At 40.6% G+C, this 19,686-nt stretch carries 17 protein-coding genes and 5 tRNA genes; 17 read left to right on the top strand and 5 right to left on the bottom strand.

The features are described 5' to 3' along the window. The first annotated feature begins 58 nt into the window (after positions 1 to 58). The 11 genes from tyrS to AACL23_RS08585 all read left to right on the top strand — a co-directional run bounded on the left by tyrS (position 59) and on the right by AACL23_RS08585 (position 13,352). Positions 59 to 1,333 carry a tyrosine--tRNA ligase gene (gene tyrS / locus AACL23_RS08635; RefSeq protein ID WP_095034222.1) on the top strand — a complete coding sequence of 425 codons (1,275 nt, stop codon included), beginning with the start codon at positions 59 to 61 and terminating at the stop codon, positions 1,331 to 1,333. A gap of 15 nt (positions 1,334 to 1,348) precedes the next feature. Then, entirely contained in the window at positions 1,349 to 3,241 is a 1,893-nt protein-coding gene (gene mrdA, locus AACL23_RS08630) for a peptidoglycan DD-transpeptidase MrdA (RefSeq protein ID WP_339051660.1), read from the top strand. Positions 3,242 to 3,246: 5 nt separating this feature from the next. After that, positions 3,247 to 4,362: a peptidoglycan glycosyltransferase MrdB gene (mrdB, locus tag AACL23_RS08625; protein WP_100096319.1), complete on the top strand. Its 1,116-nt coding sequence runs from the start codon at positions 3,247 to 3,249 to the stop codon at positions 4,360 to 4,362. Positions 4,363 to 4,471: 109 nt separating this feature from the next. Next, entirely contained in the window at positions 4,472 to 5,626 is a 1,155-nt protein-coding gene (locus AACL23_RS08620) for a serine hydrolase (RefSeq protein WP_015873233.1), read from the top strand. Positions 5,627 to 5,650: 24 nt separating this feature from the next. Continuing rightward, positions 5,651 to 5,914 (top strand): DUF493 family protein YbeD, encoded by a 264-nt coding sequence (ybeD, locus tag AACL23_RS08615; protein WP_015873234.1) that lies wholly within the window; start codon positions 5,651 to 5,653, stop codon positions 5,912 to 5,914. Between the two features lie 12 nt (positions 5,915 to 5,926). Then, a complete protein-coding gene (lipB, locus tag AACL23_RS08610; RefSeq protein WP_100096317.1) occupies positions 5,927 to 6,619 on the top strand; it encodes a lipoyl(octanoyl) transferase LipB in 693 nt (230 codons plus the stop codon). A gap of 2 nt (positions 6,620 to 6,621) precedes the next feature. Next, entirely contained in the window at positions 6,622 to 7,602 is a 981-nt protein-coding gene (gene lipA, locus AACL23_RS08605) for a lipoyl synthase (protein WP_100097094.1), read from the top strand. A gap of 181 nt (positions 7,603 to 7,783) precedes the next feature. After that, entirely contained in the window at positions 7,784 to 9,187 is a 1,404-nt protein-coding gene (gene dnaB / locus AACL23_RS08600; protein WP_015873237.1) for a replicative DNA helicase, read from the top strand. 18 nt (positions 9,188 to 9,205) lie between these two features. After that, a complete protein-coding gene (alr, locus tag AACL23_RS08595) occupies positions 9,206 to 10,282 on the top strand; it encodes an alanine racemase (RefSeq protein WP_339051207.1) in 1,077 nt (358 codons plus the stop codon). A gap of 148 nt (positions 10,283 to 10,430) precedes the next feature. Next, the gene (locus AACL23_RS08590; protein WP_100096316.1) at positions 10,431 to 11,921 is read left to right on the top strand and encodes an amino acid permease; all 1,491 of its coding nucleotides are present in this window, start codon (positions 10,431 to 10,433) and stop codon (positions 11,919 to 11,921) included. Positions 11,922 to 11,999: 78 nt separating this feature from the next. Further along, positions 12,000 to 13,352, top strand: a complete 1,353-nt coding sequence (locus AACL23_RS08585; RefSeq protein ID WP_100096315.1) for an APC family permease — start codon at positions 12,000 to 12,002, stop codon at positions 13,350 to 13,352. A 91-nt stretch (positions 13,353 to 13,443) separates the two neighbouring features. On the opposite strand, the gene rnhA is transcribed toward AACL23_RS08585, so the two are convergent. Next, a complete protein-coding gene (gene rnhA / locus AACL23_RS08580; protein WP_100096314.1) occupies positions 13,444 to 13,908 on the bottom strand; it encodes a ribonuclease HI in 465 nt (154 codons plus the stop codon). A 62-nt stretch (positions 13,909 to 13,970) separates the two neighbouring features. Between rnhA and dnaQ the strand changes: the two genes are divergently transcribed. Together dnaQ and AACL23_RS08570 are read left to right on the top strand one after the other, a co-directional pair. Next, a complete protein-coding gene (gene dnaQ, locus AACL23_RS08575; RefSeq protein ID WP_015873242.1) occupies positions 13,971 to 14,696 on the top strand; it encodes a DNA polymerase III subunit epsilon in 726 nt (241 codons plus the stop codon). A gap of 119 nt (positions 14,697 to 14,815) precedes the next feature. Then, positions 14,816 to 14,892, top strand: a tRNA-Asp gene (locus tag AACL23_RS08570). A gap of 271 nt (positions 14,893 to 15,163) precedes the next feature. Here the strand turns inward: AACL23_RS08570 and AACL23_RS08565 are convergent. The 4 genes from AACL23_RS08565 to AACL23_RS08550 all read right to left on the bottom strand — a co-directional run bounded on the left by AACL23_RS08565 (position 15,164) and on the right by AACL23_RS08550 (position 15,603). Continuing rightward, positions 15,164 to 15,239: transfer RNA gene (locus AACL23_RS08565), tRNA-Thr, on the bottom strand. 20 nt (positions 15,240 to 15,259) lie between these two features. Further along, a tRNA-Gly gene (locus tag AACL23_RS08560) sits at positions 15,260 to 15,334 on the bottom strand. 47 nt (positions 15,335 to 15,381) lie between these two features. After that, positions 15,382 to 15,466, bottom strand: a tRNA-Tyr gene (locus AACL23_RS08555). A 61-nt stretch (positions 15,467 to 15,527) separates the two neighbouring features. Then, a tRNA-Thr gene (locus AACL23_RS08550) sits at positions 15,528 to 15,603 on the bottom strand. A gap of 448 nt (positions 15,604 to 16,051) precedes the next feature. On the opposite strand from AACL23_RS08550, the gene purM reads away from it, so the two are divergent. The 4 genes from purM to aroA are packed head-to-tail and all read left to right on the top strand — an operon-like array spanning position 16,052 to position 19,670. Then, entirely contained in the window at positions 16,052 to 17,119 is a 1,068-nt protein-coding gene (purM, locus tag AACL23_RS08545) for a phosphoribosylformylglycinamidine cyclo-ligase (protein ID WP_095034229.1), read from the top strand. 10 nt (positions 17,120 to 17,129) lie between these two features. Beyond that, positions 17,130 to 17,792, top strand: coding sequence for a phosphoribosylglycinamide formyltransferase (purN, locus tag AACL23_RS08540; RefSeq protein ID WP_193432643.1), 663 nt, complete (start codon positions 17,130 to 17,132; stop codon positions 17,790 to 17,792). Further along, on the top strand, positions 17,780 to 18,328 hold the full coding sequence (gene speG, locus AACL23_RS08535; protein ID WP_015873247.1) for a spermidine N1-acetyltransferase: 549 nt from the start codon (positions 17,780 to 17,782) through the stop codon (positions 18,326 to 18,328). Before purN ends, speG begins: the two co-directional genes overlap by 13 nt. A 43-nt stretch (positions 18,329 to 18,371) precedes the next feature. Then, the gene (aroA, locus tag AACL23_RS08530; RefSeq protein WP_339051199.1) at positions 18,372 to 19,670 is read left to right on the top strand and encodes a 3-phosphoshikimate 1-carboxyvinyltransferase; all 1,299 of its coding nucleotides are present in this window, start codon (positions 18,372 to 18,374) and stop codon (positions 19,668 to 19,670) included. The last annotated feature ends 16 nt before the right edge of the window (positions 19,671 to 19,686 follow it).

The raw sequence follows: 19,686 nt of genomic DNA, 5'->3' as shown, positions 1-19,686 counted from the left end.
ATCAGCGCAAACGAGAAAGCCTGATTTAAAATTTATGATCAAGTAATCGGAGTTTTTAATGATCAGCAATAACCTGATTGAACAACTAGAACAACGTGGGCTGATAGCTCAAGTGACAGACAAAACAAGGCTTTCCGAACGCCTTTATCAGGGGCAGATTTCTTTATATTGTGGCTTTGATCCTACTGCAGATAGCCTTCACTTGGGGCATTTAGTGCCTTTATTATGTTTAAAACGTTTTCAACTTGTAGGTCACAAACCCATCATATTGGTTGGAGGCGCCACTGGTCTGATTGGTGATCCCAGTTTTAAAGCCGGCGAAAGAAAATTAAACGATATTGATACAGTACATCAATGGGTCAATAAAATACGCGAACAAGTGGAGCCCTTTCTTGATTTTGATTGCGGTAATCACAGCGCTACAATAGAAAATAATCACAATTGGTTTAGTCATATCAATGTATTGACTTTTTTGCGGGATATTGGAAAACATTTTTCCGTCAATCAAATGATGAACAAAGAGGCGGTAAAACAACGATTATCTCGTACCGACAGCGGAATTTCTTTTACTGAATTTTCCTATAATTTACTACAAAGTTATGATTTTGCTTATTTAAATAAAAATCATAAGGTAGAACTTCAAATTGGTGGCTCAGATCAATGGGGAAATATCACCTCTGGGATTGATTTGACACATCGTTTAAACAGGCGATCTGTATACGGCTTAACAGTACCTTTAATCACTAAGGCGGATGGAAGCAAATTTGGTAAAACCGAAGGAAATACAATCTGGTTAGATGCAAAAAAAACAAGCCCCTATCAGTTCTATCAATTTTGGCTCAATACTGCCGATGCGGATGTTTACCGTTTTCTCAAATTATTTACTTTTATCGATTTAAATGCCATTGATGCTTTGGAAGAGCAAGATAAAAAAAATGATAAAGCGCCTCAGGCACAGTATGTGTTAGCAAATGAGATAACAGAAATGGTACATGGTAAAGAAGGTCTTTCTGCTGCACAACGCATTACTGCTAGTTTATTTACAGGCAACCCACATGATATGCGAGAGGAAGATTTTTCACAGCTGGCACAAGATGGCATCCCAATCGTGAGGTTAGAAACAGATGCTGACCTGCAAAAAGCACTGGTTAGTGCCCAGCTTGCACCTTCACGTTCTCAGGCTCGAACTTTAATTCAATCTTCTTCTATCAGTGTCAATGGTAAAAAACAACTCAAACCTGAATATATTTTTACCAGTGAAGATCGATTATTAGATAGATATACTTTATTGCGTCGTGGCAAAAAGTATTATTGTTTAATCATCTGGCAGTAAACTTTTTTAATGATGATAAAAAAAAACCTAAACCCTTTTCGGGATTATTCAGCTGAAACCGCGTTATTCGTTCGCCGTATATTAATAGCTTTTGTGATCGTTTTTTTACTGATATCGATTTTGATAACGAACCTGTATCATTTGCAGGTGGTGAATTATCACGATTATCGTACCCGCTCCAATGAGAACCGGATCAAACTAGTTCCTATTGCGCCAAGTAGAGGCCTGATTTATGACCGAAACGGCGTAGCCTTGGCGTTAAATCGTACGATTTATCAATTAGAATTGACACCGAATAAAGTCAAAGATATTGATGAAACCCTGAAAAACTTAAAAAAAATAGTCAATGTTACAGACGAAGATATCGCTAATTTTAAAAAAGAACGTCAACATTCAAAAGCTTTCATGCCAATTTTAGTGAAATCAGTTTTAACAGAGGCAGAAATCGCTCGTTTTTCTGTGAATCAGTTTCATTTTCCTAGTGTCGCAATTAAAGTCTATCAAAGACGCTATTACCCTTATAGCTCTGCTTTAACCCACGTTATCGGTTATGTCGCCAAAATTAATGCCAAAGACAAAGAAGAGTTAGAAAAAAAAGGACACTTGTTGAATTATGCGGCAAGCCCTGATATCGGCAAATTAGGAATAGAGCGTTATTATGAATCTTTATTACATGGTAAAACAGGTTATGAAGAAGTTGAGATCAACAATCGAGGACGTACCATAAGACAGCTGAATGAACATCCTCCTCAAGCTGGAAAAAATATTTATTTAACCATAGATCTCAAATTACAAATTTATATTCAAAAACTGATTGAAGGTAGCCGTGCTGCCGTCATAGTCACAGATCCGAATTCTGGAGCAGTTTTGGCTTTAGTCTCTAGCCCAAGTTATGACACCAATCTTTTCGTCAATGGTATTTCCAGTAAACAGTATCAAAGCTTACTCAACGATCCTGATCGTCCTTTGATCAATCGCGCTACCCAAGGTGTCTATCCCCCCGCGTCTACCGTAAAACCGTATATCGCTGTTTCTGCTCTGAGCTCTGGTGTTATAAATAAAAATAGCACTTCATTTTATACTGATGTCTGGCAGCTGCCGGGATCAGAAAAACGCTTTCGTGACTGGAAAAAAGGAGGTCATGGACATTTAAATGTAACCAAAGCGATTGAAGAGTCGGCTGATACTTTTTTTTATCAAATTGCTTACAATATGGGTATCGACAAACTTTGTGAATGGATGAAAAAATTTGGTTTTGGCGAATATACCGGTATAGATTTATCAGAAGAAAACGCGGGTGTCATGCCAAATCGAGAATGGAAAGAAAAAAAGTATAAAAAACCCTGGTATCAAGGTGACACTATTTCTGTGGGCATTGGTCAAGGATATTGGACGGCTACTCCGATACAAATGGTGAAAGTTTTAATGACATTAATTAATAATGGTACTGTTAAAATTCCTCATTTACTTCTTGGAACCAAGAGCTCTCATCTATGGCTTCCCTATCGTCAAAAAGATCATATCCAAATGACCGATATTCACTCTAATTATTGGGATCTGATAAAAGACGGAATGTATGGTGTTGCCAATAGACCTAATGGGACTGCATACAAAAGTTTTATCGGAACGTCTTATAAACCAGCAGTAAAATCAGGAACAGCCCAAGTCTACAGCTACGAAACCTATAATGTCAACAAAGTGGCCAAACATTTACGTGATCATAAGTTAATGACTGCTTTTGCCCCTTTTGATAATCCTACCGTCGCCGTCGCAGTGGTGCTTGAAAATGGAGGCGTCGGGCAGCCTATAGCCACCATAACTCGCCATATCCTGGATCATATTTTTGTACACAATCATAAGACGACACCTACTGCTGCAGTTTTAAAAGATACGAACCAGGATACTTAAATCATATGAGCCGCTTAGAGCAAAAAAAACAGGCATTTTGGAACAAAATTCATATAGATGTCCCCCTGATGATTTTTATTTTAATACTCTTGATTTATAGTATTTTTGTGATGTGGAGCGCCAGTGGTCAAAATATTGCCATGATGGAGCGTAAAATGGCACAAATTATGATCGGTTTACTTGTCATGCTCTTCATGGCGCACATTTCCCCGCGATTTTATGAAAGATTTGCCCCTTATCTCTACTTTATTTGTATCGTTTTATTAATATTGGTGGATGTTTTTGGACAAATCAGTAAAGGGGCTCAACGTTGGTTGGATTTAGGCATAATTCGTTTTCAACCCTCAGAAATTGCTAAAATTGCCGTACCTCTTATGGTGGCATGTTTTATCAATCGTGATATTTGCCCTCCTTCATTAAAAAATACCGCCATAGCTGTATGCTTGATAGCACTTCCTACACTATTAGTCGCTTCTCAGCCTGATCTTGGTACCGCCATTTTGATTGCAGTCTCTGGCTTTTTTGTATTATTTTTGGCTGGCATGAACGGGCGATTAATCGGAATTTTGCTACTATTTCTATTCGCATTTATCCCCATTTTATGGTTTTTTCTGATGCATGATTATCAGCACGATAGAGTCATGATGCTATTGCATCCAGAACGCGATCCACTGGGTGCGGGTTATCATATTATTCAATCAAAAATTGCCATTGGATCTGGCGGCATGCATGGAAAAGGATGGTTGAATGGAACACAGTCACAGCTAGAGTTTTTACCTGAACGACATACCGATTTTATTTTTTCGGTATTGGCCGAAGAATTAGGATTGACAGGGGTTTTAATTTTATTCGCTCTTTATTTATGTGTGATTATTCGCGGTTTAATGATTGCAGCTCAAGCGCAGACAACCTTTGGACGGGTCATGGTCGGTTCCCTCATGCTGATTTTTTTTGTTTATGTTTTTGTTAATATAGGTATGGTCAGCGGTCTTTTACCGGTCGTTGGTGTTCCTCTGCCTCTGATTAGTTATGGAGGTTCAGCATTAATAGTTTTGATGGCAGGTTTTGGTATTGTGATGTCAATACATACACATCGAAAAATGTTGTCAAAGAATTTGTAAGTTCCATCTCATATCATTTTTGGATGACGATCTCGTGATAATCAAGTTTGCCATTTTTTTTCATTTTATAAAAAAAATTATTTTTCATTTTCCCCTCGTGATCATGGGGATGCATTTAACCACTTTGGCTTATTCTGACAGTATTCTTCTTAGCAACTTGATTCCTGTTCCGCCAGAAATAAAGGCTGTTTCTTATATTTTAATGGATTACAACTCAGGGAAAATTCTGGCAGAAAAAAATGCCGATGAACACCGTATGCCCGCCAGCCTGACAAAAATGATGACCAGTTACGTTATTGGTCAAGCGATTAAATCAGAAAAAATTGGCGTGAATGATATAGTCACTGTTGGTAAAGACGCCGTGTCCACAGGAAACCCTGAATTTAAAGGCTCATCGTTAATGTTTTTAAAACCCGGCGATCAGGTTTCAGTCGCACAACTGACGAGGGGGATCACCTTACAGTCTGGTAATGATGCTTGTGTTGCCATGGCAAATTATGTGGCAGGGAGCCAAGATTCGTTTGTGCATTTAATGAACGCTTATGCTCAAGAGATGGGGCTAAAAAACACGCACTTTAAAAATGTTCATGGTCTAGATTCAGAAGGCCAATATACTTCAGCTCGTGATATGGCATTGATGGGCCGAGCATTGATTCATGATGTTCCGGATGAATATGCGATTTATAAAGAAAAAGAGTTTACCTTTAATCAGATTCGGCAATTGAATCGTAATGGACTATTGTGGGATAAAAGCCTTAATGTAGATGGTATCAAAACAGGCCATACCAATGCAGCAGGCTATAACCTCGTGGCTTCTGCTACTCAGGGGCCTATGCGTTTGATCTCAGTCGTATTAGGTGGGCGTACTTTTAAAGAGCGTGAAGCCGAAAGCAAAAAATTGTTGTCCTGGGGCTTTCGTTTTTTTGAAACCGTTGAGCCATTAAAAGCAGGAGACGTATTTGCCTCCAGGCCCGTTTGGTTTGGTGATGTGAATACGGCTCAATTGGGTGTCGATAAAAACATTTACTTAACCCTTCCTAAAGATCAGGGCAAACATCTTAAGCTCAGCTTTGTCCTAAATCAGTCAGAACTACGTGCCCCATTAAAAAAAAATCAGATCGTCGGGAGTATTCATTTTGAACTGAACGGAAAAATTATTGAAGAACCTCGTCCATTGGTCGTTCTCCATGAAGTGAAAGAAGGGGGCTTCTTTAGCCGCATGCTTGATTATATGAAACTGATGTTTCATCGTTGGTTTGGTTAATCGGTTTTAAAAAGGACATTAAGAATGAACAGCAAATTAAATGAGCTTCTCAAATTTCCTTGCGCCTTGACCTACAAGGTCATCGGTTTTTCAAAACCTCAATTGCTGGAACAAGTGATGACGACCATCCAGAATTATATTCCTGGTAACTATGATCCTAAAATTCAACCAAGTCACAAAGGGACCTATCATTCGATATCAGTAACCGTTTTGGTGACTGATATCAAACAGGTAGAAACCCTTTACCAAGAGCTGTCAGCGCTGAAATTTGTTCGAATGGTGTTATAAAATGATCAATAAATGACGATAATACTAAACAACAAAAGCACGGTATCTCCAAAAAATCTTGTGGTACGAGATCTTGGATTACAGCCCTATTATCCTATCTATGAGGCGATGCGCGATTTTACGGATCAGCGGTCTTCAAGTACCCCTGATGAAATCTGGTTAGTAGAACATCCGCCGGTTTTTACACAAGGGCAAGCGGGCAAAGCGGAGCACCTGCTCAACCCCGGAAACATTCCAGTTATTCAAAGTGATCGGGGTGGGCAAATCACCTATCACGGGCCAGGCCAACAAATTTTGTATGTGATGATCAATTTGAAACGAAAACAGATTGGAGTCCGTGAATTGGTAACAAAACTTGAAAATACAGTGATAAAAACGTTAGAGCATTTTGGAATTATCGCTCAAACACAGCCTCGAGCACCTGGAGTGTATGTGATGAAAGAGGACGGCACGCCGCAAAAAATATGTTCTGTAGGGCTACGAATTCGTAAAGGCTGTGCTTTTCATGGATGCGCTCTGAATGTTTCTATGGATCTTTCGCCTTTTCTTTTCATCAACCCTTGTGGTTATGCAGGGATGAAAATGATACAAATGCGAGATTTAAACGAAATCTGTACTCCTAAAAGGGTACAGCCGATTTTGGTCCATCAATTTGTTCAGGCGTTTTCTTATCCAGACCTATTGCCTCACTGGAAATCAACATGACTATGACTAAAAGTACACTAATAAAACAAGGAGTAATGAAGCAAGGGATAAAATACCGTGATGCAGAAAAAACCCGATTAATCCCGATAAAAACACTACTCACTGAAGCCCCAGAAATTCTGCCCAAACCAGGATGGTTAAGAATCAGGCTGCCTGCTGATTCTACGCGTATCCAAAATATCAAGGCCGCGATGCGTAAAAATGGACTGCATTCTGTTTGTGAAGAGGCGTCTTGTCCGAATTTATCGGAATGTTTTAGTCATGGCACGGCCACTTTCATGATTTTGGGCGCTATTTGCACTCGTCGATGCCCTTTTTGTGATGTGGCACACGGCCGGCCTAACGCCCCCGATCAAGATGAGCCCAAAAAATTAGCCCAAACCATTCAAGACATGGGGTTAAGTTACGTTGTCATCACTTCTGTAGACAGAGATGATTTACGTGACGGCGGAGCCCAACATTTTTCTGATTGCATTTTTGAAATTCGCCAAAAAAATCCTGCGATCAAAATTGAAATATTAGTGCCTGATTTTCGTGGTCGGGTGAATCGTGCACTGGAAATTTTAACGCTCACTCCCCCTGATGTGTTTAATCATAACTTAGAAAATGTGCCGCGGGTTTATCGGCAGGTACGGCCAGGTGCGAATTACAAACGCTCATTGGAATTATTAGCCCGTTTTAAATCTCAGAATCCCGAGATACCGACCAAATCTGGTTTGATGGTCGGTTTAGGTGAAACAGATGATGAAATTATCTCCGTTATGTCTGATTTGCGTCAACACGGCGTGACCATGTTGACGCTAGGTCAATATTTGCAACCCAGTCGGCATCATCTTCCTGTACAGCGTTATATGAGCCCTGCGAAATTCGAAGAAATGAAAAAACAAGCCATGGCAATCGGTTTTACGCATGCGGCTTGTGGCCCTTTTGTTCGTTCTTCTTATCATGCAGATTTGCAAGCAAAAGGGGTTGAGGTCAAATAAAACTTCCGGAGAGTGATCAACAATGCCCCGATAAAACATGAAGATCATTGATGTCTAAGTCAGTGCCCATCTTTATCGGCAGGGTCATTGCCAGCCTATTGTGTTTTGGGATCAGTATCAAATGTCATCCTCTTCTTTTATAAGTCCCATCTCAGGCACTACTGATATTAATGGTAAAATAATGGCCACTAAAAAATCACAGACAACAATGCTAAAAGATCAGCAGATAGAAATGCTAAAATTGCCCCCCCATTCTATAGAAGCCGAGCAGTCTGTGCTCGGGGGTCTGATGTTAGATAACGAACGTTGGGATAACGTTTCTGAACGTGTAGGCAACATCGATTTTTTTAGTTTGCCTCATCGCAGGATCTTTATGGCCATGCAACGTCTCGTTCAAAAAAATGCGCCGATTGATTTGGTGACTTTGTCTGATGCTTTAGAGCAAAAGGGAGATTTAGAAAAAGTAGGAGGATTCGCCTATTTAGCCGAATTGGCTAAAAATATCCCTAGTACCGCTAATATTTCTGCTTATGCCGATATTGTGAGAGAGAGAGCCATCGTCCGTGAAATGCTTTCAGTGACACATGAAATTGCGGATGCCTGCTATGAACCTCAAGGCCTCAGCAGTACAGATTTGCTCGATTTTGCGGAATCCAGGGTATTTAAAATTGCTGAGAACCGACAAAGGCAAAATGACGGGCCCAAGACGATTGATGATGTGTTAACAGAGACAGTCAATCGTATTGAACACCTTGTTCGTCATCCACATGATGGTGTGACCGGTGTGTCAACAGGATATCGGGATCTTGATGAAAAAACGTTAGGCTTGCAAAAATCCGATCTTATTATTGTGGCGGCTCGCCCTTCTATGGGAAAAACCACATTTGCCATGAATATCTGTGAAAATGCACTCATGACACAAGAAAAACCTGTTTTGATTTTTAGTTTAGAAATGCCTGCTCATCAGTTGATGATACGTATGCTCTCATCCTTTTCTCGTATTGATCAGACCCGTATGCGTACCGGTAAACTAGCAGACGGTGATTGGGCTCGTATCAGCAGTGCGATGGGAATGCTATTAGAAAAAGGGAATATGTATATTGATGATTCTTCTGCTTTGAGCCCTACAGAGATTCGTTCTCGTGCTCGGCGAATTTTTCGTGAAAACGATGGCTTAAGCCTCATTATGATTGATTATCTTCAATTAATGCGTGTCCCGGCTTTAGCGGAGAATCGAACATTAGAAATTTCAGAAATATCCCGCTCACTAAAAGCATTGGCAAAAGAATTACAGGTTCCGGTCATGGCGTTATCTCAGCTCAATAGAGGGTTAGAACAACGAGCGGAAAAACGGCCTGTCAATTCTGATTTGAGAGAATCAGGCTCGATCGAGCAAGATGCGGATTTAATTATGTTTATTTATCGTGATGAGGTTTATAACGAAAATAGCGAAATGAAAGGGATTGCTGAGATTATTTTAGGTAAACACCGAAATGGCCCGACAGGCTCTATACGTTTGACATTTAGTGGTCAGTTCTCTCGATTTGATAATTATGCGGGCACTCAATATGATGATTATCATTGACAAAACGCAAGGTGCTCAATGAAAGGCGCCACCGCGATCATTAACCTTAAGTCACTTCGGCATAATCTTGAAAAAATTCAACAATACGCCCCTAAAAGCCGTTTAATGGCTGTCGTTAAAGCGAATGCTTATGGTCACGGATTACTGACAGTGGCGCAGGCGCTTAAAAACGCAGATTACTTTTCTGTCGCTCGCATAGAAGAGGCATTAACATTGCGTTCGGGTGGGATCATCAAGCCTATCTTGTTGTTAGAAGGTTTTTTTTCTCTAGAAGATTTAGCTGTATTGCAAGTGAATCATATTGAAACGGTGATACACAATTTTGAACAGCTGGTGGCGTTAGAAAAAGTGCGTCTACCTGAACCTGTCCGAGTTTGGATGAAAATAGATACTGGCATGCACCGTTTAGGTGTACGTCTTGAGCAAGCAGACGCCTTTTATCAACGTTTACAAAATTGTCCTAATGTGGCCAAGCCCATTCATATCATCACCCATCTTTCTGACGTGAATCCTCATCATCCTGTTGTAACAGAGCAGCAAATCCGTTCTTTTGATGCGTTTGTTCAAGGCAAACCAGGGCAAAAATCGATTGCGGCCTCCGGTGCTATTTTGCTTTGCCCTCAATCACATCGAGACGTTGTACGCCCTGGTATCGCCCTTTATGGGATCTCTCCTTTTGAACATTTTATTGGTCGTGATTATGGCTTATTGCCGGTGATGACTTTGCAATCCCCTTTAATTGCAGTGCGTGAGCATAAGGCAGGGGAAACCGTAGGCTACGCAGGGGAATGGATCAGTCAAACTGCCACTTTCCTGGGTGTGTTGGCGATTGGCTATGGCGATGGTTACCCACAAAGTGCTCCTACAGGCACGCCCGTATGGATCAATGATCGTCAAGTGCCTATTGTGGGTCGAGTGTCGATGGATATGATTTCAGTGGATTTAGGCAGGGATGCGACTGATAAGGTGGGGGATAGAGCTGTACTGTGGGGCGATCAATTGTCGTTAGAAAAAGTGGCGTCTTATATCGGATACACTGCTTATGAGTTGGTGAGCAAACTGACAGGCCGTGTCGCAATCAGCTACGTAAATTAATTTAAGAATGGCCATTTCTTTGAAATGTTAACCCAAATTCATCTGGCCAGCAGGCCATGAATTGTTACAATCCCTCCCCAATTTGACTTTATACCTCTATATTTTTAGAGCCAAGAAGTTTTTTACACATTATTTTTTGGGATTAAAAATGCTTGAAAAAAATATCAACAAGACGGTAACCCATCGACCAAAAAAGTTGCAAAGGGCACTCAAATCGCGTCACCTGGCGATGATTGCGGTGGGCGGATCTATTGGTACAGGGCTTTTTGTTGCTTCTGGCGCAACGATTTCTCAAGCGGGACCAGGCGGAGCCTTACTCTCTTATTTCTTAATTGGTTTGATGGTCTATTTTTTAATGACCAGTTTAGGAGAACTGGCGGCCTTTATGCCTGTTTCTGGTTCCTTTGCAACCTATGGCGCAAAATATGTTGAAGAAGGTTTTGGTTTTGCTCTCGGCTGGAATTATTGGTACAACTGGGCGGTGACCATTGCCGTTGATTTAGTGGCCTCTCAATTGGTGATGCATTATTGGTTTCCTGATACCCCAGGCTGGATTTGGAGCGCTTTATTTCTCGCTCTTATTTTTATGTTGAATTATCTCTCTGTGAAAGGGTTTGCTGAATCTGAATATTGGTTTTCCTTGATTAAAGTCACCACCGTGATTGTCTTTATTATTCTTGGTTTGTTGATGATATTAGGCGTTCTTAAAGGCAACAAAGTCACAGGCTGGGATAATTGGACTCTAGGAGAAGCGCCTTTTGTGGGAGGATTCTCAGCTATGATTGGGGTGGCCATGATCGTGGGGTTTTCTTTTCAGGGCACTGAATTAGTGGGTGTCGCCGCAGGTGAATCTCAGGAGCCGGCTAAAAATATTCCCTGTGCCATCCGTAAAGTGTTTTGGCGAATTTTACTTTTTTACATCCTCGCGATTCTTATCATCAGTCTGATCATTCCTTATACTGATCCCCATTTATTACACAATGACATCAAAGACATTAGTGTCAGCCCCTTTACTTTAGTTTTTCAAAATGCAGGATTATTATCTGCTGCGGCCCTCATGAATGCCGTGATCCTCACGGCCGTTTTATCTGCGGGTAACTCGGGGATGTATGCCGCGACACGCATGCTGTTTACCTTGGCAAGTGAAGGAAAAGCCCCCAAAATTTTTGCGCGATTATCTGATAATGGCGTTCCTCGTCATGCGCTTTGTGCCACCACTTTAGTCTCTGCTCTGTGTTTTTTCAGTTCAATGTTTGGAAATCAAACTGTCTATTTATGGTTATTAAATACATCAGGAATGACGGGATTTATCGCCTGGCTTGGCATTGCCATCAGTCATTATCGTTTTAGAAAAGGATACATTTTTCAAAATCGCTCTTTGAATGCATTACCCTATCAGTCGAGCTTTTTCCCATGGGGGCCCATCTTTGCTTTTTTTGTTTGTTTGATGATCACACTCGGCCAGAACTATGAGGCTTTTTTGGCAGATAGCATCGATTGGTATTCGGTGACCGCGACTTATATTGGCTTGCCTTTATTTTTTTCTATCTGGTTTGGATATAAACTTTTACATGGCACAAAGTTCGTTCAATACTCAGAGATGCAGTTTCCACAATGGCAAGACGATCAAAAGATCTGACACAGTTTTTAAAAAAATCTCATCATCCTCAACGCATTTTTGAGATGAAATATCAGATAAGGTTTTTAGGAGAAAAATATGTCACTCACTCTGCCAGGCATCAATCAAACAGCCAGTAATAACCGTATACAACTCAGAAAAACCTTGACCTTAATGCAAGTCGTGATGATGGGGTTGGCCTATCTTCAACCCATGACCATTTTTGATACCTTTGGTATCGTCTCATCTTTGACACAGGGGCATGTTCCTGCATCCTATATTATTGCGTTAATTGCCATCCTTTTTACTGCCCTCAGCTATGGCAAGATGGTTAAACGTTTTCCTTCTGCGGGCTCGGCTTATACTTATGTCCAGAAATCCATCCATCCCCACCTTGGGTTTATGGTTGGCTGGTCTTCTTTATTAGATTATTTATTTATGCCAATGATCAATATTCTGTTGGCGAAAATTTATCTTTCCGCGATTTTCCCTCATGTACCCCCTTGGATGTTCGTTGCAGGATTAACTTGTTTAACCACTCTGCTCAATCTTCGCGGCATTAACGTCATCGCCAACATTAACAGTCTTATTGTATTCATTCAGATCGCTATTATGCTGATCTTCGTTGGATTATTGATGAATGGAATTTATCAGGGGGAAGGAGAAGGCACCTTAATCAGCATTCGTCCTTTTTATTCAGATGAAGTTTATTTGATACCCATGATCACAGGTGCCACCATATTATGCTTTTCTTTTCTTGGTTTTGACGGCATCAGCTCTTTATCTGAAGAAACGAAAGATGCTGTTTCAGTGATCCCCAAAGCCATTTTTCTAACGACCATGATAGGTGGCCTTATTTTTATTTTTGTGGCTTACTTTTTACAATTGTATTTCCCTGATGTTTCACGTTTTATCAATCCTGATGCCTCTCAACCCGATATTATGCTGTTTGTGGCTGGGAAATTATTCCAATCCATCATTTTATGTTTTTCTTGTGTGACTGTTTTGGCATCAGGAATGGCGGCTCAAGCAGGGGTTTCACGTTTACTTTATGTGATGGGACGCGATGGGGTGTTTTCCAACAAAATTTTCGGCTACGTGCATCCAAAATGGCGAACTCCGAGTCTTAACATAGTATTCGTTGGTATTGTTGCCTTATCTGCCGTTACTTTTGATTTGGTCACGGCCACCGCATTAATTAATTTCGGGGCCTTGATTGCTTTTACCTTTGTCAATTTATCGGTCATTTTTCAGTTTTATTATCATGAAAAGCGCCATAGAGGTCTATTTAATCTTTGGCATTATCTTATTTTACCTGGATTAGGGGTCGCGACTGTCACTATGTTATGGATTAACCTTGAAAGCAGCTCTATGAAGTTAGGTTTTATATGGGCGGCTCTCGGCTTGTTCTATTTGGCATGGAAAACGCGTTTATTTCAAAAACAATATTAGAAAATTTATTGTTGTTTTTTTATGTTTGAGATTGATCAAACAGAGCGAGAAGCGAAAAAAGAAACGGCTTAACGATCACTTTCTCTTTTTTCTAACATGATCCCTGATAACCCCTATCTTCTTGAGTAGGCGAACTCGCGGCTAAACGAGCCAGCTTATCACAGCGCTCGTTCTCTGGATGACCCGCATGACCTTTGACCCATTGCCAATTTATTTGATGCTTTTGAATCTCGGCATCCAATGCTTTCCATAGATCAATATTTTTGACCTCTTTACGCTCACTCGTTTTCCAGCCGCGTTTTTTCCAATGAACGACCCATTGGGTGATCCCCTGACGAACATACTGACTGTCCGTAAAAATTGTCACTGTGCAGGGCGATTTTAAAGCCTGAAGGGCGACAATGCTGGCCATCAATTCCATTCGATTATTGGTGGTCAGCCGATAACCCTGGCTGAATATTTTTTCATGCTGTTGATAACGTAAAATACTGGCGTATCCCCCTGCGCCCGGATTACCAAGACAGGAACCATCTGTGAAAATCTCTACCTGTTTCATTGTGTGTGATAAAATTGTATAAAAATTTTATTTTCGCACAAATTCTTCCTGAGAACACGCCCATGACCCGACAAATTGTTTTGGATACTGAAACCACCGGACTGAATAAAACAGGCCCTCATTATGAGGGCCACAATATTATCGAGATTGGGGCGGTTGAAGTCATTAACCGTCGCCTCACAGGCAAGACTTTTCATACGTATGTGAGGCCCAACCGTCAGGTGGATCCCGAAGCCTATCAAATTCATGGTATTAGTGATGAATTTTTATCCGATAAACCGCGCTTTTCTGAAATTTTCTCTCAATTTTTTGAATTTATACGCGGTTCTGAATTAATCATCCATAATGCCGCTTTTGATATTGGTTTTATGGATTATGAATTTTCGGCGCTCCAGCAAAATATCCCAAAAACAAACACTTTTTGTACGGTCACCGATACTTTAGCACTCGCCCGCCGTTTATTTCCTGGTAAACGCAATAGTTTAGATGCTTTATGCGATCGTTATCAGATAGATAACAGCAAACGTACTTTACACGGGGCATTGCTTGATGCGCAGATTTTAGCAGAAGTGTATTTAGCCATGACCGGCGGGCAAACGTTATTTTCTTTTTCAGACGAAACGGATGAGACAGACATTCGTAACATGACAGTGCGTCCAAAGCGGGTCAAAACTTCATCTCAATTAAAGATCATTTACGCCAGCTGTGATGAGCTTGATGAGCATCAAGCGAGCCTGGATCTCTTAGAAAAGAAAGAAGGCTCTTGCATATGGCGATCTGCCACCTAACAGAAGAATCGGCAGTCTGTCTCTCTATTTAAAAAAGAAAGCCAATAAATTCAAAAAACAGTTGACCTTATTAAGGTGCAACCGTATCATCGCGCCCGTTCTAAACCAAAATACATTTTGGTGCGGTAGTTCAGTTGGTTAGAATACCGGCCTGTCACGCCGGGGGTCGCGGGTTCGAATCCCGTCCGCACCGCCATTTCCAGGATCAATCACCATGAAGAGGGGTTTCCTCTGCCCGCTTCATTCTCCTGTTTTTTTCCGTTAGGCAAATCCCCCAGATCGTCTTTATGAGAATGATTATAATAATGCTCATCATGATGCTTTATAAATATTTAAAAAAAGTCTATGAAGCAACACTTCAAGCTCTCGCTCTAAACGAAAGGTCTGGGTTAATGATGCTTATAGGTTAACGTCTTACACCAGGTCAAAATCAAACAGAAGAAAGGATCAGAGAGAGAGAGGGGAAATGGTGCTGATAGGCAGATTCGAACTGCCGACCTCACCCTTACCAAGGGTGTGCTCTACCTACTGAGCTATATCAACACAATATCAACACAACTTGTTGGAGCGGGCAGTGGGAATCGAACCCACATCATCAGCTTGGAAGGCTGAGGTAATAACCATTATACGATGCCCGCATGCCGGAACTCGGTATAGAAAGTTTTATTTAAAATAAGACTCAATATGGTGGTGGGAGAAGGATTCGAACCTTCGAAGTCGATGACGGCAGATTTACAGTCTGCTCCCTTTAACCACTCGGGAATCCCACCAAAGTATTAAAAATAATAAGAACGCCTAACGATGAAATGGTATGGTATATCAGGTTATTTATGGTGCCGGCACCAAGAGTCGAACTCGGGACCTACTGATTACAAGTCAGTTGCTCTACCAACTGAGCTATGCCGGCTCAAGTGGGCGCATTTTAGGGAGTGAAAGCCTTCTATGCAACAAAAAAATTAAGTTTATCCGATTTAAATTCAAAATATTTTTCTATGGCATCCTGTTTTTGTGTTCATTTATGTTCCAAAAATCCCTATTTGCACTAGGAAAAGGGGATAAAATATAAATAAATATGGCTTTCTTACATTTAAAACCTCTTTATTAATGATGAAAAATACTATTTTACCGCGCACCTTTTATGAACGTGATACTCTCAGAGCATCAACCCAAATACATCACGACACCAAGAATTGGCATCAAAAAAGGCTTAGACAAATTATGGCGATTTAAAACCATCTAAAATCATATATTCATAAATAATAAACGCTCTATTTCTATTTGAAAGTTCTTTCATAGCCCTTTTAAAATTTTGTTTTATACATCACACTCTCGTCATTTACTCAGAGGATCTCTCCGTGACCGATCATGTTTCTCTTAATTATAAAGATGCGGGCGTCGACATTCATGCCGGCTATCTCCTGGTTGAGCGTATTAAAAAAGCAGTCAAACAAACCCACCGGCCCGAAGTCATAGGAGGATTAGGAGGATTCGGCGCACTTTGCTCGTTGCCACAAAAATACCGTGAGCCCATTTTGGTGTCAGGGACTGACGGCGTGGGCACTAAGTTACGTTTGGCCATTGATTTGAAACGTCACGAAACCATCGGTATCGATTTGGTCGCCATGTGTGTCAATGATTTGATCGTTCAAGGAGCTGAACCGCTGTTTTTTCTAGATTATTTTGCAACAGGTCAGCTGGATGTTGAAACTGCAGCCTGTGTTATTGCAGGTATTGCTGAAGGCTGTCAACAGGCAGGCTGTGCGTTAGTAGGAGGCGAAACCGCTGAGATGCCGGGTATGTATCAAGCTAAAGATTATGATCTGGCGGGTTTTTGTGTGGGTGTTGTCGAAAAATCCAAACTGATCAATGGCCATCAAAACGTAAAATCCGGAGACACTTTGCTGGCATTGGCTTCTAGTGGTTTACATTCTAATGGGTACTCTTTAGTACGTCAGGTTTTGAATTTGAGCAAAAAAGATCCTGAAACATGGATGTTAAATGGAAAAAGTCTGGCCGATCATTTATTAGAGCCGACAAGAATTTACGTTAAATCTATTCTTACGTTAATAGAAACGCAAAACGTGGACATTCATGCTATTGCTCACCTGACTGGAGGGGGATTTTTTGAAAATATCCCCCGAGTCTTGCCTAAAAATACCTGCGTGCTGATTGAAGAATCCAGCTGGCAATGGCCCTGTATTTTTGATTGGTTACAAAAAACAGGAAATATCAATAAGCAAGAAATGTATCGTACCTTTAATTGTGGCGTAGGCATGATCATAGCTTTGCCTGAAAATCAGGCAGATAAAACCCTTGATTTTTTAACCAGTGTCGGTGAAAAAGCCTGGAGAATAGGCAGGGTAGATTCATCAAAAACCAGTTCTGAGCGAATAATTTTTAAAAAAAGCATACTCAATAATTGAAATATAAATGATGAAAAACATTCCGTTGAAAAAAAATATAGTGATATTGATCTCAGGCGAAGGGAGCAACCTTCAGGCATTGATAAACGCTCAAAAAGCCGGAAAAATACGGGGTAAAATTTGCGGTGTTTTTAGTAATCAACTTAATGCTTATGGATTAAAACGAGCAAAACAAGCAAAAATTCCGATTCAAATTTTAGAAGCAAAAACTCAGCCCGATCACATTGAGTTTGATTTAAACCTCATTCAAAAAATCGATTCTTATCAACCTGATTTGATTGCGTTAGCCGGCTATATGCGTATTCTTACTCCCACATTTGTTCAACACTATAAGGGAAAAATACTGAACATCCATCCTTCGCTTCTTCCTAAATATCCAGGGTTACACACCCATCAGCGGGTTCTTGCCAACGGTGATAAGGAGCATGGATCTTCAGTACACTTTGTGACTGAAAAGCTGGATGGAGGCCCTGTGATTTTGCAGTCCAGAATATCGGTGTTCCCCGATGATTCTGAAAAGACCCTTATGGAGCGTATCAAAGTTCAGGAACACCATATTTATCCAAAAGTGGTCGACTGGTTTATGCAAGGACGTTTAGAAATGAGGTCAGGGATCGCTTGGTTAGACGGCCAACCTCTTACTGAAAAAAAGGATTCAACATGTGTTCCATAACTGACATTAGATTACGTCCTTTAGAAAGAGATGATCTTTATTTTGTTCATCAATTAGACAATAACGCCAGCGTCATGCGTTACTGGTTTGAGGAGCCTTATGAAGCCTTTATGGAATTGTCGGATCTGTATGATAAACATATTCACGATCAAACGGAGCGCCGCTTTATTATTGAAAATAACAAGGCCGAAAATAATCGAATCAAAGTCGGGTTAGTGGGATTACTAGAGATAAATCATCTCCACAGACGGGCGGAATTTTTCATTGTTATCGATCCTGCTTATGAGGGAAAAAGCTTTGCAACTATTGCGACGAAATTAGTGATGAAACATGCTTTTTCAGTGCTCAATTTATATAAGCTATATCTTATTGTGGATAAAGATAATCAAAAAGCCATTCATATTTATGAAAAATTAGGATTTAAAAAAGAAGGAGAATTGAAAGAAGAGTTTTTTGTTGATGGCGAATATCGTACTGCGATCCGTATGTGTATTTTTCAACGGCAGTATTTGGAGCAATACAAAAAACAGGCCTAATTTTTTTAACACTTTTATATCATTTAAAATAATCATTCTTTATATGTCAAAATCTCTCAATTTAGAACCTATCGGAAAGATCAATGGAACAGTTTATTTACCAGGTTCAAAAAGTATTTCTAATCGTGTTCTTTTATTATCCGCTTTGGCTGCTGGAAAAACTCGGCTGACCAACTTTTTAGACAGTGACGATACTCGATATATGCTAGAAGCCCTCAAAGCGCTTGGAGTCCGTTATACTGTTTCAAAAAATGGCACCTGCTGTGAAGTAGAAGGAGTCAACGGGCCGTTAAACACCCCTCATCCGATTGAATTAATGACCGGCAATGCAGGTACTGTGATGCGTTTTCTGACGGCCGTTCTTTCATTAGGTCAATCTGATGTAGTATTGACAGGGGGAGCACGAATGAAAGAAAGGCCCATGGATCCTCTGGTCGACGCGTTACGTCAAGGTAATGCTCAAATCACCTATTTAGAAAAAAAAAATTCTCCTCCTCTTCGCCTTCGTGGCGGTTTTCGTGGCGGAAATTTAACCCTCCGAGGGAATATCTCAAGTCAATTTTTGACCGCTTTATTGATTATGGCGCCTTTGGCCGAACAAGATACCGCTATTGAAGTGCAAGGCTTTCTGGTGTCTAAACCTTATGTAGAGATGACATTGCATTTAATGCGTGTTTTTGGGATCAGTGTGACGCATAAACATTACCGCACCTTCAACATTAAGGCCCATCAAAAATTTAAATCACCTGGACACTATCGAATCGAAGGGGATGCAACAGCGGCGTCGTATTTTTTAGCCGCAGCAGCCATCAAAGGAGGTTGTGTCCGTGTGATAGGTGTCGGTCAAAAAAGCATACAAGGGGATGTTCAATTTGCAGATGTGTTACAAAAAATGGGGGCCTTCATTCATTGGGGAGAGGATTATATTGAATGTCGTCCTGGACGATTAAAAGGCATAGATATGGATATGGATATGGATATGAACAGTATGCCGGATGCCGCCATGACACTCGCAACGACGGCTTTATTTTCCGAAGGCCCTACAAGGATTCAAAATATTTATAATTGGCGTCTTAAAGAGACAGACCGTCTTTCTGCGATGGCGGCTGAATTAAGAAAATTGGGGGCACAAATCAAAGAAGGGCAAGATTATATCGAAATTATTTCTCCAAAAAATTTAAAAGCAGCTGAAATTCAGACCTACAACGACCATCGTATAGCAATGTCTTTTTCATTAATGGCTCTGTCAGATATGCCAATACGCATTTTAAATCCAAGGTGCACTTCAAAAACCTTTCCTGATTTTTTTCAAAAACTGGCTTATCTTAGCGGTACTGTATAAAAATTCTTAATATATT

The sequence above is a fragment of the Candidatus Williamhamiltonella endosymbiont of Tuberolachnus salignus genome (assembly GCF_964019775.1).
GTDB classification, from domain to species: domain Bacteria; phylum Pseudomonadota; class Gammaproteobacteria; order Enterobacterales; family Enterobacteriaceae; genus Hamiltonella; species Hamiltonella defendens.
Note: the sequence above shows the minus strand (reverse complement) of the source record. Positions and strands in the feature narration are given on the sequence as shown.

Bases quoted from the DNA above. Each gene is read 5' to 3' on its own strand.
- tyrS (WP_095034222.1), top strand. From the start codon at position 59: ATGATCAGCAATAACCTGATTGAACAACTAGAACAACGTGGGCTGATA.
- mrdB (WP_100096319.1), top strand. From the start codon at position 3,247: ATGAGCCGCTTAGAGCAAAAAAAACAGGCATTTTGGAACAAAATTCAT.
- AACL23_RS08620 (WP_015873233.1), top strand. From the start codon at position 4,472: ATGCATTTAACCACTTTGGCTTATTCTGACAGTATTCTTCTTAGCAAC.
- ybeD (WP_015873234.1), top strand. From the start codon at position 5,651: ATGAACAGCAAATTAAATGAGCTTCTCAAATTTCCTTGCGCCTTGACC.
- lipB (WP_100096317.1), top strand. From the start codon at position 5,927: ATGACGATAATACTAAACAACAAAAGCACGGTATCTCCAAAAAATCTT.
- lipA (WP_100097094.1), top strand. From the start codon at position 6,622: ATGACTAAAAGTACACTAATAAAACAAGGAGTAATGAAGCAAGGGATA.
- dnaB (WP_015873237.1), top strand. From the start codon at position 7,784: ATGGCCACTAAAAAATCACAGACAACAATGCTAAAAGATCAGCAGATA.
- alr (WP_339051207.1), top strand. From the start codon at position 9,206: ATGAAAGGCGCCACCGCGATCATTAACCTTAAGTCACTTCGGCATAAT.
- AACL23_RS08590 (WP_100096316.1), top strand. From the start codon at position 10,431: ATGCTTGAAAAAAATATCAACAAGACGGTAACCCATCGACCAAAAAAG.
- AACL23_RS08585 (WP_100096315.1), top strand. From the start codon at position 12,000: ATGTCACTCACTCTGCCAGGCATCAATCAAACAGCCAGTAATAACCGT.
- rnhA (WP_100096314.1), bottom strand. From the start codon at position 13,908: ATGAAACAGGTAGAGATTTTCACAGATGGTTCCTGTCTTGGTAATCCG.
- dnaQ (WP_015873242.1), top strand. From the start codon at position 13,971: ATGACCCGACAAATTGTTTTGGATACTGAAACCACCGGACTGAATAAA.
- purN (WP_193432643.1), top strand. From the start codon at position 17,130: ATGAAAAACATTCCGTTGAAAAAAAATATAGTGATATTGATCTCAGGC.
- speG (WP_015873247.1), top strand. From the start codon at position 17,780: ATGTGTTCCATAACTGACATTAGATTACGTCCTTTAGAAAGAGATGAT.
- aroA (WP_339051199.1), top strand. From the start codon at position 18,372: ATGTCAAAATCTCTCAATTTAGAACCTATCGGAAAGATCAATGGAACA.